The 12,395-nt window shown below is 56.9% G+C and carries 12 protein-coding genes; 10 read left to right on the top strand and 2 right to left on the bottom strand.

What is annotated here, in order from left to right:
* The first annotated feature begins 5 nt into the window (after positions 1-5).
* The 10 genes from AC1MEA_RS16165 (at position 6) to ssuE (ending at position 11,001) form a co-directional block, all read left to right on the top strand.
* Entirely contained in the window at positions 6-758 is a 753-nt protein-coding gene (locus AC1MEA_RS16165; protein ID WP_480416763.1) for a WbqC family protein, read from the top strand.
* Between the two features lie 52 nt (positions 759-810).
* Positions 811-1,326, top strand: coding sequence for a transcription/translation regulatory transformer protein RfaH (rfaH, locus tag AC1MEA_RS16160; RefSeq protein ID WP_480416762.1), 516 nt, complete (start codon positions 811-813; stop codon positions 1,324-1,326).
* Positions 1,327-1,376: 50 nt separating this feature from the next.
* Positions 1,377-2,378, top strand: coding sequence for a glycosyltransferase (locus AC1MEA_RS16155; protein WP_219061342.1), 1,002 nt, complete (start codon positions 1,377-1,379; stop codon positions 2,376-2,378).
* A complete protein-coding gene (locus tag AC1MEA_RS16150; RefSeq protein ID WP_219061343.1) occupies positions 2,375-3,631 on the top strand; it encodes a glycosyltransferase family 4 protein in 1,257 nt (418 codons plus the stop codon). The genes AC1MEA_RS16155 and AC1MEA_RS16150 overlap by 4 nt, the downstream gene beginning before the upstream one ends.
* 46 nt (positions 3,632-3,677) lie before the next feature.
* Positions 3,678-5,132: a hypothetical protein gene (locus AC1MEA_RS16145; protein ID WP_480416761.1), complete on the top strand. Its 1,455-nt coding sequence runs from the start codon at positions 3,678-3,680 to the stop codon at positions 5,130-5,132.
* The gene (locus AC1MEA_RS16140) at positions 5,071-6,216 is read left to right on the top strand and encodes a glycosyltransferase family 4 protein (protein WP_219061345.1); all 1,146 of its coding nucleotides are present in this window, start codon (positions 5,071-5,073) and stop codon (positions 6,214-6,216) included. Before AC1MEA_RS16145 ends, AC1MEA_RS16140 begins: the two co-directional genes overlap by 62 nt.
* Before the next feature lie 62 nt (positions 6,217-6,278).
* On the top strand, positions 6,279-7,496 hold the full coding sequence (locus AC1MEA_RS16135) for a glycosyltransferase family 4 protein (RefSeq protein WP_219061346.1): 1,218 nt from the start codon (positions 6,279-6,281) through the stop codon (positions 7,494-7,496).
* Positions 7,497-7,509: 13 nt separating this feature from the next.
* Positions 7,510-8,919: an undecaprenyl-phosphate glucose phosphotransferase gene (locus tag AC1MEA_RS16130; protein WP_480416760.1), complete on the top strand. Its 1,410-nt coding sequence runs from the start codon at positions 7,510-7,512 to the stop codon at positions 8,917-8,919.
* A 145-nt stretch (positions 8,920-9,064) separates the two neighbouring features.
* Positions 9,065-10,141, top strand: a complete 1,077-nt coding sequence (locus AC1MEA_RS16125; protein WP_480416759.1) for a polysaccharide biosynthesis/export family protein — start codon at positions 9,065-9,067, stop codon at positions 10,139-10,141.
* Between the two features lie 278 nt (positions 10,142-10,419).
* Complete coding sequence (gene ssuE, locus AC1MEA_RS16120; protein ID WP_219061349.1) at positions 10,420-11,001, top strand: NADPH-dependent FMN reductase; 582 nt, start codon at positions 10,420-10,422, stop codon at positions 10,999-11,001.
* Positions 11,002-11,008: 7 nt separating this feature from the next.
* Here ssuE and AC1MEA_RS16115 read toward each other — a convergent pair whose 3' ends face one another.
* Together AC1MEA_RS16115 and AC1MEA_RS16110 are read right to left on the bottom strand one after the other, a co-directional pair.
* A complete protein-coding gene (locus AC1MEA_RS16115) occupies positions 11,009-11,275 on the bottom strand; it encodes a hypothetical protein (protein WP_449635917.1) in 267 nt (88 codons plus the stop codon).
* A gap of 144 nt (positions 11,276-11,419) precedes the next feature.
* A complete protein-coding gene (locus AC1MEA_RS16110) occupies positions 11,420-12,331 on the bottom strand; it encodes a LysR family transcriptional regulator (protein WP_219061351.1) in 912 nt (303 codons plus the stop codon).
* Positions 12,332-12,395 lie beyond the last annotated feature (64 nt).

Here is a 12,395-nt window from a genome sequence, read left to right as displayed (position 1 = left end):
TGAACATGGCCAAGACGCTAGCAATGATGCAGCCGTACCTGTTTCCCTACTTGGGTTACTTCCAACTGATTGCATCAAGCGATGTCTTCGTCCTTGGCGATGACTTGCAGTACATCAGGTCGGGTTGGGTCAACCGCAACCGCATCCTTTACAACGGCGAAGCCAAACTGATTACCTTTCCGCTGAAACGGGATCGATTCGATCTGCCGATCAACCAGCGTGAACTGTGCGACAACTTCGCCGACGAGGCCCAACGCCTGACAAGCCTGATCACCCAAAGTTATCGCAAGGCTCCGTATTTCGCTCAAGTCCTGCCCTTACTGGAGCGATTGATCAACTTCCCGCAACAGAACCTGGCGCTTTACATCGAACATTCGATCAGGGAAATGTGTGCTTATCTGCACATCGATACGCCGATTTTTCGTAGCTCTGATTTGGACATCGGCACCCCCATCGACAAGCAGGATCGGGTGGTACGCATCATGCGTAATTTTGCTTGCGAGCGTTATCTCAATCCCATTGGCGGGGTCGAGTTGTATAACCCTGAGTATTTTGCGCGACATGACCTGTCGCTGCGATTCTTCAAAATCGACCCCATCGACTATCGGCAATACAGAGATCCCTTCGTGGCCAATCTGTCGATCATTGACGTACTGATGTTCAACTGTGTCGAGCAGGTTCAACAACTGCTGTCGTGCTACTCGCTCAGCAACAGCACAGCGCCTCATGGACATGAGGCCTTGGCCGCAACCGCCTGAACACCTGATGTTGTACTACCCAGTCAAACCCGGATTGCAGTGGAGTAAACATATGTCTTACATGGAAAGCCCCGCTCGCTGGTATCTAATCCAGACCAAGCCGCGTCAGGAAGCTCGCGCTGAAGAGCACCTGCAACGTCAACAGTTCGAATGCTATCGCCCACTCAAGGCAGGGGCGCCAAAAAAGCGCAACCCACGGGCCATCAGCGAGGAAGAGTTATTCCCCGGCTACCTGTTTATCCGCATGGACCAAGTGCACGACAACTGGTACCCGATCCGATCAACGCGGGGCGTGGCGCGCATCGTCACCTTCGGTGCACATCCGGTGCCGGTGCAGGACGAACTGATTGAGCAGATTCGCCAACGACTGTTGTCCCCTGCCCCACGGCCGGAGTTTCAACAGGGCGAACACGTACTCATCAAGTCCGGCAGTTTTTGCGACATTGAGGCGATTTTTCTCACCGCGGACGGCGAAGAGCGTGCAGTGATCCTGCTCAATCTGCTGCAACGTGAACAAAAGGTCACGCTGCCCATCAGCAGCCTGGCGCGGATGGAAGCACGAGTCTGAAAGGCCGCTTGCACAGACCTTCGATCTTTTCTAATCGCCTGGAACTCACCATGACCCCTAAAACAACGCTGGTGACACTCACCTATGGTGATCGCTTGTCTTACCTGCAAACGCTGGTCAGTCGTTCATTGGCCAGCCCCCAGATCGAACGGGTGATCATCGTCAGCAATGCGTCGGTGGCGCCACTCGAATCCCTGACTCGGGCCTGGCCCGGCCAGGTTCAAATCATTTACCTGCAGCACAACACGGGTTCGGCCAAAGGCTACTCCGTAGGGATCAAGGCTGCGCTGGATGCCGGTGCTGATTACATCTGGCTGATGGACGACGATAACGCACCGACCGTCAATGCCATCGCGACCTTGCACCAATGCCTGTATCAACGCGAGCGCATTGATGGCCGTGAGAAAGCCGCCGTATTGGGGTTCCGCCCGACCCACCAGGCAGACTTCGCCGCCGGTGTACCCAAGCGCTTCGCCATTCAGCGGCGCTCGAGCTTCTTCGGTTTCCATATCGCCCAGTTGCCCTACAAGATTTGGCGGCGCTTGCCTTGGGGTCATCCTCGGGCCAAACAATCGCAACTGCCCATGGTGCAATTACCGTTCGCGACCTATGGCGGCTTGCTCGCCCACCGCAGCCTGTATGAAAAAATAGGTCTGCCGCTGGACGCGTTGCTGCTGTATGCAGATGACAGTGAATACACCTGGCGTATTACCGCCGGCGGCGGCCGGATATTCCTGGTCCCCGACGCGCTCCTCGACGACCTGGAAGAGTCGTGGAACATCAAGGCCAAAACCAACAACATCTATGAAAGCTTCCTGCTGGGTGGTTCGGACCTGCGCGCCTATTACGGTGCGCGTAATCAGGCATGGTTCGACAAGAACATCTGGGCATCGTCGTCATGGCTGTACAGTCTCAACCGCTGGGTGTTCTTTCGCCTGCTGCGGGTGATCGCCAAACGACGTGGCGCAGAACAACGCTTGAGCCTGATCGAAAAAGCCATTCACGACGGCGAGTCCGGCGTGCTGGGGCTACATCAGTCGTATCCCCTATGAAAGTATTGTTCATCAATAGTCTTTATCCACCGCATATCGGCGGCGGCGCAGAGATCATCCTGCAGCGCACGGCGGAAGGCCTGCAAGCGCGTGGCTGCAAGGTGGTGGTATTGGCCACTGCACCAGAGCCGGGTCTGAGGGAAGACTCGCTAAACCAGGTCAAGGTTTACCGCGCAGGCCTGCACAACCTCTATTGGCACCATACCGAGCAGCGCCCCGGGCAGTTGAGTCGACTTCGCTGGCATATGCGCGACCGCTACAACAGCGACATGCGCGAGTATGTGCGTGACGTGATCCGCGCAGAGCAGCCAGATGTGGTGGTCTGCCACAATCTGAGTGGTTGGTCGATTTCAGCCTGGGACGAAATCCGTGCCGCTGGCTTGCCGATTGTCCAGGTGTTGCATGACATGTACCTGCTCTGCCCCAGTAGCACGATGTTCAAGAATGGCAAAAACTGTGAGCGCCGGTGCTTCAACTGCAAAGTGTTTCGCAAGGGCTATGACTGGCGCTCGGCCCAGGTCGATACGGTGATTGGAGTAAGCCGTTTCATGCTCGACACCTTGCAAGGCCAAGGCTACTTCCAGGGTGCCAAGGCCTATGTCGTGCACAACAGCAGTCCATTCCCCGCGCCAACGGTAAAGCCCCGGCACGCCAATCCCCTGAATACCAAAGAGCCGCTGCGTTTTGGCTACATGGGCACGTTGTCCGAGGCGAAGGGCGTGCGCTGGTTGATCGAACAATTCCAACGCCTGCCGTTCGACGCCACGTTACAGATTGCCGGGCGCGGCCAGCGCAATGATGAAGCGCGGCTCAAGGCGTTGGTGACCTCGCCGAACATCAGTTTTGTCGGTTACCAAGCACCGTCGGAGTTTTACAGCCAGATTGATGTGGCTGTGGTGCCATCCACCTGGAACGAGCCTTTCGGCATGGTCGCCGTTGAAGCGTGTGCCCATTCACTGCCGGTTATCGCCAGCCGTATGGGGGGGTTACCCGAGCTCATTCAGGATCGGCTCAACGGCCTGCTATGCAACCCCGATGACCCTGACTCGCTAGGCTTGGCCATGCTGCGCTTGCATCAGCAGCCGGAGCTGCTCAGCCGACTTGGCGGCCAGGCACGTACGAGCGTCGCGTCGCTGCTTAACCTGGACCTGATGCTTGACAGCTATCAAAGTATTTTCGCCCAGACCCTTCTGGACAAAATCGTACGGCATGAAGATCAACCCCTGTCCCATTCGGTATTGCCCGGCCCGTGACCATGAGCAGCCGCTCCGGACTGCTGTTTCTTCACTGAGATGAAACATGCTCACTCCTAATCTGACCCCGTCACGCCAGCAACTGACGTTATTTCTGACGAGCCTGTTTCTCAGTGCTGCAGCCATGGGTGATGAGTCGTTCATCGTTGGCGTCGGCACTCACCTGCTCAATAAGAACGGTTCATCGGCCACCGCCATGAAATTGATCAGCGACGCTGGGATCGACTCGGTACGTGACGATGCCTATTGGTCGACGGCTGAACCCAGGCGTGGACAGTTACATATCGATCCGGCCTGGAAGACTTGGTTGAGCACAGCGCACGAACATCGATTACGACCGCTGTTGGTACTGGGTTATGGCAACCCGTTTTACGCCAACAATGCAAAGCCCCGCGAGCCGCAAGTCAGGGCAGCCTTCGGCAACTATGCCAGTTTCGTCACTCGGAAGCTGAGGGGCCGCGTCGACTTTTTCGAGATCTGGAATGAGTGGGATTACGAGAATCCGGCCGATGCGGGTTCCTCAGCCGATTACATCGCCTTGGTTGATGAAACTGTGCGGCGCATTCGAGGGCAAACCCACCCTGTAAAAATCCTGGCGGGCGCGGTCACCAGCAGAGGGATCGACCTGGGCTTCGCCGATCGTTTACTCGAAGCTGATGTGCTGTCCAAAGTGGATGGCCTGTCACTGCATCCGTCTGTGTATTGCCGTAATGTCGAACGCCATACCCCGGAGCACTGGATTGCCTGGCTGCGCGAGGTGGATGCAAGTTTCAGGTCGATTGCCGGCAAACCAGTGCCTTTGTACCTGACTGAAATGGGCTGGCCCAGCAACGAAGGCAAGTGCGGCGTGGATGAAAAAACCCAGGCCGCGTACCTCGCCCGCAGCTTCTTTCTGGTGCGCACCGTGCCGGACATCAAGGGCATGTGGTGGTACGACCTCCTCAATGACGGCGAAGACCGCAGCGACCTGAAACAGAATTTCGGCCTGCTTGAGCAAAACATGGCGATCAAGCCAGCCTATCTGACCCTCAAGGCAATCAGTCCAACGTTACGCGAATACAGTTATGAGCCGGAAAAAAGCCGAGTAAATGGCTCGACTTACCTCCTGCGTTTCTCCAAAGGCCCGGAACAGATACTGGTGGCCTGGAGCACAAACGAGAACCCGCAGCAGATACACGTCGATGCCAGCAGCGTGCAGCGTGGCAATGTGCAGATCATTGACACCGACGAGCCCGAAAAGGGCCGTTTCGACAGCGGTATTGCCTGGCAATGCGACGACAGTCGCTGCTCGGCACAGCTCCCGATAAACGGATTTCCTAAAATCATCAGTCTGGGCATCAAACCTCCGCTCTTTAGCCCGGTAAATTGCGCGCCCTTACGGCCATGGCCGGCAACTGACCCTGTTTTTGCCCTTCAAACTTCCCTTCAGGTCGCCTCCGATGATTGTGATCAATGCTCGTTTTCTCACTCAGGAACTGCGCGGTGTGCAGCGGTTCGCTGAGCAGACTTGCCTGGCACTCAAGCAGATGCGCGACGACGTGGTCTTTGTTGCCCCACACGGCATCAAAATGCACGAAAGCGCCAAGGTTCTAGAGGTGCAATGCATTGGCCGCAATAGCGGTCACCTCTGGGAACAACTGGACCTGCCGCTGTATCTGCGCCGCCAGGGCAACCCATTACTCGTATCGCTGTGCAGCACCGCGCCGCTGATGTATGGCAACCAGATTGCCACCCACCACGACATCACTTACGTGCGTCACCCGGAAAGCTACACCCGCGCATTTCGCACACTGTATCGAGTGATGACCCCCATCCTGCTGATGCGAATCAAAGCGCTGCTGACCGTGAGCAATTTTTCAAAAGGGGAAATTTCACAGTTCTATAACTACCCCGAGAACAAGATTTTCGTGGTGCCCAATGCGGTCAGCGACGCCTTTCAACCGGGTCCGCCGCTCACCAACAAGCAGGACTATCTGCTGGCGGTGTCTTCACCCAGTGCGCATAAAAACTTCAGTCGCATGATCGAGGCATTCCTGACATTGCGTACTCAAGAAGATCTGCAATTACACATTGTCGGTGCGGCGAGCGAAATCTTTTCCGACCCCAGCCTGCAACGTCTGGCCAACAGCGACCCCCGCATCCGTTTTCTCGGCAGGCTCAGCGACGCAGAGCTGATCGCTCAATATCAGGGCGCAACAGCCTTCGTATTCCCCTCACTGTATGAGGGCTTCGGCATCCCGCCGCTGGAAGCGCAGGCCTGTGGTTGCCCGGTACTGGCAGCCAATGCCGCATCGATTCCCGAGGTGCTGCAAGCCAGCGCACTGTACTTCGACCCGGTGGACGTCGGCCATATCGCCTCGGCCATGGAGCGCATTCTTACCGATCTTCCGTTACGTCAATCTTTGCGCCGTCGCGGCTTGAACAACGTGACACGATTTTCCTGGGAGGACTCGGCCCGCCGCATTTCCCAGCGCATCGACGCCCTGCTCGCGCAACCCGGTAGCCCAGAACTGCCCCGGCAGACGGCGACGAAGCAGGCCGTTAACGAGAGCATTCCTGCGAAATCGTCTTCCAGCAAGTCTTGACGACGCCAAGACGCAGCCTGCCCGAGCCTGAACACGGGCTTGTGCACACACGAGAGAATCCAATGAAAATTGCTATCGTCCATGACTGGCTGGTGACCTACGCTGGCGCCGAGCGCGTGCTCGCTGCGCTGATAAAGGCCTGGCCGGAGGCTGATCTGTTCTCGGTGATCGATTTTCTCAGCGATCAGGATCGCGCCCATTTGGGTGGCAAGAAGGCTCAGACTACGTTCATCCAGAACCTGCCAAAAGCTAAAACCCATTATCAGAAATACTTGCCGCTGATGCCGCTGGCCATCGAACAACTGGATCTGTCCGGTTATGACCTAATCATTTCCAGCAGCCACGCCGTGGCCAAAGGGGTGCTGAGCGGCCCCGATCAGGTGCACATCAGCTATGTCCATTCGCCGATCCGCTACGCTTGGGACCTGCAACACCAGTACCTGCTCGAAGCCGGACTGAACAAAGGCTTCAAAGGCAAGCTCGCGCGGATGGTTCTGCATTACATACGCATGTGGGATCAGCGCACCGCCGCCGGGGTCGATGACTTTATCGCCAACTCGTATTTCATTGGCCGGCGCATCTCCAAAGCCTATCGCCGCGAATCCACAGTGATCTACCCACCGGTGGACACCTTGGGATTCACCCTGCAAGAAACCAAACAGGAGTACTACCTGACGGCCTCGCGCATGGTGCCTTACAAGCGCATGCCGATGATCATCGAAGCGTTCGCGGCAATGCCGGACAAACGTCTGATCGTGATCGGCGATGGTCCGGAAATGGCAAAAGCACGCGCCATCCACGCGCCGAACGTGACCCTGCTGGGTTATCAACCGTTTGCCGTATTGCTCGAACACATGCGCAACGCCAAGGCCTTTGTCTTTGCCGCCGAGGAAGACTTCGGCATCAGCCCGGTAGAAGCGCAAGCCTGTGGCACCCCGGTGATCGCCTACGCCAAGGGTGGCGCCCTTGAAACCATCTGTGGCCTCGACCATCCCACGCCGACCGGCGTGTTCTATCACCAGCAGACGGTATCCGCACTGGTGGCGGCCATCGGCGAATTCGAAAACGCCAAGCCCCGGATCAGCGCCCAGGCCTGTCGCACCAACGCCGAACGTTTTTCCTGCGAGCGCTTCGAGCAAGAGATCAAAGACTTCGTCGAAGCACGCTTGAGCGCCGCGCACACCTCACGCCATCCTCGACCAGCGAGCGCGACGGCATCGACTCCGCCAGTGGCCATCGCCGATCACCATGCACGTGTAGTTCCGATCAAATCACTCTGAACGAGCACAGGTCATGAGCACACAATTTCGTGGCATTTTGCACGCTAACCAATCCCTGCTATCCGTCGCCCACCGCTTGCTCGATCTAACCGTCATCGTGCTCTGCGGTTATTGGCTGAACCGGATCGAAGGCTCACCCATGGGCGCCGAGCCGTGGATTCTGATCATGCTCTCGGTGCTGGTATTCCACTGGATCGGCGAGTATCACCAGCTCTATGGCTCTTGGCGCGGCGAACGCATTCTGCGCGAACTGACCAAAATCTTCAGTTATTGGTCGACGACATTCGTCATCCTGCTGACGGTGAACTACCTGCTGTTTAACCACGTGAGTGTGCCGGACAACGGTCAAATGGCCTGGTTCGCACTGGTGCTGGTGACCCTGTGCAGTTATCGACTATTGATCCGCAGCCTGTTGCACAGCTTGCGGCGACGAGGCTTTAACACCCGCCGCGTGGCCATTGTCGGCACAGGGCAATGTGGCGAACGCTTGGCCACCTCGATTTCCAGCGCCCCCTGGATGGGCATGAACCTGCTCGGCTTCTACGATGAGGAACCTCAGCAGATGGATCTCACGGCCGTTGGCCGACGCGTGCCGGTACTGGGCAATCTGGAGCAACTGATCAACGATGCGCGCGAAGGTCGCATCGACAAGATTTACATCACCCTGGCGCTCGGTCAGCCAAACCTGTGCGAGTTGGTCAAAGGCTTGAGCGACACCACCGCCTCGGTGTACCTGATTCCGGATATGTTCATGTTCGAGCTGCTGCACGCACGCAGTGAGAGCATCAATGGCCTGGCCAGTATCAGCATTTTCGATTCCCCCATGGACGGCGCCTGGAGCGTGGTCAAACGCGTGGAAGACATCGTGCTGTCCAGCCTGATTCTGTTGATGATCGCCTTACCCCTGGTATTGATTGCAATCGCAATCAAGCTCACATCGCCCGGCCCCGTGCTGTTTCGACAGCGTCGTTATGGACTGGATGGACGGCCGATCATGGTCTGGAAGTTTCGCAGCATGTGCGTGCAGGAAAACGGCGATAACGTCCGTCAGGCCACGCGCAACGATGCACGAATCACCCCCCTCGGCGCCTTCCTGCGTCGCACCTCGCTTGACGAGCTGCCGCAGTTTTTCAACGTGTTGCGCGGTGACATGTCCATCGTCGGCCCACGGCCTCATGCGGTGGCGCACAACGAGCAATACCGCAAGCAGGTCAGCGGTTACATGCTGCGGCACAAGGTCAAACCGGGAATCACCGGTTGGGCGCAGATCAATGGCTGGCGTGGCGAAACGGATACGCTGGACAAGATGCAAAAGCGCGTCGAATTCGACCTTGAATACATCGAACACTGGTCAGTCTGGCTGGACATAAAAATCATTCTGTTGACCCTGTTCAAAGGCTTTCTCAACAAAAACGCATTTTAAATAAATCATCTATCTTTTGTATCACCAGGCTCGTTGAGGAGGCGAACCGGGGCGTGCACGCTTGCAATAACGCGGTACCGGTGTTGGTAAGGGAAGCAATGAAATCACTGTGGTGCACCGTGCACCTTTCGGAAGGATAAAATATATGAAGCGAACCCTAGCTGTTGTGCTGCTTTCCAGCCTGATTTTGCAAGGCTGCGCATTTGCTCCCGGGCAGCATATGACGCCAGATGAAGTCGAAGACAATGGACCGGACGAACCTAAAGTCCACCTCGTGGCCATTACGCCCAAGAGCGTGCAGCAACAACATGTCGCAACCAAAACCTCAGTGCTGCCGCCGGAGCTGTTGAACTACCGTACTCCCGAATACGTGGTCGGCCCAGGCGACACCTTATTGGTGACTGTCTTCGAACACCCCGAATTGACAGCGCCAGGCTCGATGGATCAGCTCGATGCCAACAGTCGGGAAGTATTGAGCGACGGAACGGTGTTCTTCCCCTATGTCGGCAGGATCCAGGCCGCGGGCAAGACCGTCGCACAGATACGTGAACAGCTGAGGATGGGCTTGCTGCCGCAATACACCGAGGTCAAAGTCGACGTCAAAGTCTATCGTTACAACAGCCAGCGCATCGTGCTGTCAGGTGCGTTCAAGAACCCGGGGACGCAACCGATCACCAACGTCCCGCTGAGTCTGGTGCAGGCCATCAGCGCTGCCGGGGTGGATCTGAGCGACGCCAACCTGGCGGGGTTGACCCTCAGTCGTGACGGTAAGGAGTACGTGCTCGATATCGACGCACTCAACCGCAAAGGATCGCAACTGAGCAAAATCCTCCTCAAGAATGGCGACTACCTGCACTTGAACAGCAACTCGCAGAACAAGATCTATGTGTTGGGTGAAGTCATGCGCCCGCAAGTGATCTCTTTCGGCACAACCAGCCTGACACTGATGGAAGCCCTCGGTAATTCCGGCGGTCTTAGCCCGGACTCTGCCGACGGCAATGCGGTCTACGTGATTCGCGCGGCGGATAACGATGGCCAGGGCGCGACGGTCTACCACCTCAACGCAGTAAAACCGACCTCCTATGTGCTCGCGCGTCAATTTGAACTCGAGGCACAGGATGTGGTGTTTGTCGGTCCGGCCAATATCACCCGTTGGAACCGCTTCATCAGCAACTTGCTGCCATCGGCCAGCGTAGTCGCTACCGGTACCGCCTTCAAATAACTGAACCGCACTACAACCCTCCCCGCCTTCGACGAATGCGGGGTTTTTTTTGCCTGCGATTTGCGACTGACGACTGTTGCCACAGAAACAGCGAACCAACAGTTACATGCCGATTGTGCAGTCACAACGACATATCGACGCGCCATGACACTCTATAAAATCGTTTACTTTCAAAGCGTTGGAGAATTATTCAATGCTGGCATGCATGCTGCTTTGTACTGAGGTAACAGACCGAAGCCATCACCATGGCGGGCGACATTGACCCAAGGAAATACAACATGTTGGTAGTTTCTCTCTCAGGCAGCCCGGCCCTGAAATCCCGCTCCGGCGTGGTCCTGGAACATGCGCGTCATTGGCTGCAAGCCCACGATGTGAACGTCCAGGCCCTCAAAATTCGAGACTTTGCTGCGGAAGACCTGCTCTACGCGCACTTCGACAGCCCGCAGGTCATCGACTTTATCGAAGCGGTCAAACAGGCCGATGGCCTGCTAATCGGCACACCGGTGTACAAGGCGTCATTTTCCGGCGCCCTGAAAACCCTGCTCGATCTGCTGCCCGAGCGTTCGTTGCACGGCAAGGTTGTTCTGCCACTGGCCACCGGTGGCAGCATCGCGCACATGCTAGCGGTGGACTACGCCCTGAAACCGGTGCTCTCGGCGCTCAAGTGCCAGGAAGTACTGCACGGCATCTTCGCCATCGATACCCAGATCAGCTACAGCAACAATGAACAAGGTGGCGAACTCGACGATATCCTCACCGAGCGTCTGCATGAAGGGTTGGAACATTTCCATCATGGGTTGCTGCGAAGGGTCCAGGCCCGGCACTCGCTGGCCGGCGGCCATTTGAAGCTGGCGCTGTGAACACCTATTAACCCTGACGATCGGGGTGAGCAACACCCTGCGCTGCATTCATCTCGCCGCGGTTGTCGAATTCATGGACGATTTGTGGCGAGTGGGTCAATTGGGCTTTTTTGGTCTGGTATTCGTCAAACGACAACCCGCGACGGTTCAAATCTTCAAGCGCCAGTTCGCGAGTCTCTTCGGCGGTGTAGGGACGCAGCTCAGGGGAGTGGCTGGCACATCCTGAGAGAACGGCAGCGGTGAGCAACAGGGCAAGGGTCAGTAAGCGATTCATGGGCGTGTTCACAGGGCTCTTTTCGGAATGAGCCAAGGCTACTCGCCACCTCGGCCGAGTAGAAATCATCACGCTCGATAGTCGCTATCGATTCCCCTGTGTTCTCCACTCGTCCTCAGAAAGCCCGGCCACCCAAGCGCTTCTCTAGTGAAGCCGGGCCATTCCCGAGACTTGCTCCTGCGCACACCCGATCAACACCTCACGCAAGGCCTGGGCCGCCGTCGAGAGCGTGTGATCAGCCAGCATCATCAAGCCGATACGCCGTTCAATACGCGGTTCGATCAGCGCGATGCAATGCGCACCCAACTCTCGCATTTGCTGCACGCACAACGACGGTACCGCGCTGACCCCAAGCCCATTGGCGACCATACGACCGATGGTCGCCAACTGATGACTTTCAAACGCGACCGACAGCTTGCCATGCTGCGCCTGCAGGGCTTGCTCCAGCAACAAACGCACGGCGGATGGCCGCTGCAATGCGATGAAGTCTTCCTGCAACAGCTCACTCCAGGTCACCTCCTCACGCTCGGCCAACGGCGAATCCACAGGCACCACTGCGACGAAACGGTCCATATAAAACGGGGTGAACAGCAGAGAATTGCTCGATTCTGGCTCAAAACCGATACCCAATTCCACCCGGCGATGACGCACCATCTCAAGCACTTGCTCGTTAATCACGTCATGCACCGCGACGTTGACCCGTGGGTAGCGATCACGAAACACCTTGAGTGCGCTCGGCAGCCAGTTACCGGCGAATGACGGCATTGCTGCGATCGACACTTTGCCCAACTGCAAGGTGAAGCGCTGGCGCAGCAACTCTTCGGTGTTGTCCCAATCCGCCAGCAACTGACGCGCCAGCGGCAACAGGGTTTCACCCTCCGGTGTGAGGCTGACGCTGCGCGTCGTGCGACTGAACAGCGGCCCACCCAAGTCCTCTTCCAGGCTTTTGATGGTCAGGCTCAACGCTGGCTGGGAAAGATGCAGCCGCTCCCCCGCCTGGGCGAAGCTCAGGCATTGCGAGACTGCCAGAAAAGCCCTGAGTTGCTTGACGTTCATATATTTAGTTTTCTTATCAATCCATCAGAAAAACAAAATTAACAAATCATTACAGGCAAGGGAA

The organism is Pseudomonas sp. ASL8 (assembly GCF_056680355.1).
Note: the sequence above shows the minus strand (reverse complement) of the source record. Positions and strands in the feature narration are given on the sequence as shown.

Bases quoted from the DNA above. Each gene is read 5' to 3' on its own strand.
- rfaH (WP_480416762.1), top strand. From the start codon at position 811: ATGTCTTACATGGAAAGCCCCGCTCGCTGGTATCTAATCCAGACCAAG.
- ssuE (WP_219061349.1), top strand. From the start codon at position 10,420: ATGTTGGTAGTTTCTCTCTCAGGCAGCCCGGCCCTGAAATCCCGCTCC.
- AC1MEA_RS16115 (WP_449635917.1), bottom strand. From the start codon at position 11,275: ATGAATCGCTTACTGACCCTTGCCCTGTTGCTCACCGCTGCCGTTCTC.
- AC1MEA_RS16125 (WP_480416759.1), top strand. From the start codon at position 9,065: ATGAAGCGAACCCTAGCTGTTGTGCTGCTTTCCAGCCTGATTTTGCAA.
- AC1MEA_RS16150 (WP_219061343.1), top strand. From the start codon at position 2,375: ATGAAAGTATTGTTCATCAATAGTCTTTATCCACCGCATATCGGCGGC.
- AC1MEA_RS16130 (WP_480416760.1), top strand. From the start codon at position 7,510: ATGAGCACACAATTTCGTGGCATTTTGCACGCTAACCAATCCCTGCTA.
- AC1MEA_RS16140 (WP_219061345.1), top strand. From the start codon at position 5,071: ATGATTGTGATCAATGCTCGTTTTCTCACTCAGGAACTGCGCGGTGTG.
- AC1MEA_RS16145 (WP_480416761.1), top strand. From the start codon at position 3,678: ATGCTCACTCCTAATCTGACCCCGTCACGCCAGCAACTGACGTTATTT.
- AC1MEA_RS16135 (WP_219061346.1), top strand. From the start codon at position 6,279: ATGAAAATTGCTATCGTCCATGACTGGCTGGTGACCTACGCTGGCGCC.
- AC1MEA_RS16155 (WP_219061342.1), top strand. From the start codon at position 1,377: ATGACCCCTAAAACAACGCTGGTGACACTCACCTATGGTGATCGCTTG.
- AC1MEA_RS16165 (WP_480416763.1), top strand. From the start codon at position 6: ATGGCCAAGACGCTAGCAATGATGCAGCCGTACCTGTTTCCCTACTTG.
- AC1MEA_RS16110 (WP_219061351.1), bottom strand. From the start codon at position 12,331: ATGAACGTCAAGCAACTCAGGGCTTTTCTGGCAGTCTCGCAATGCCTG.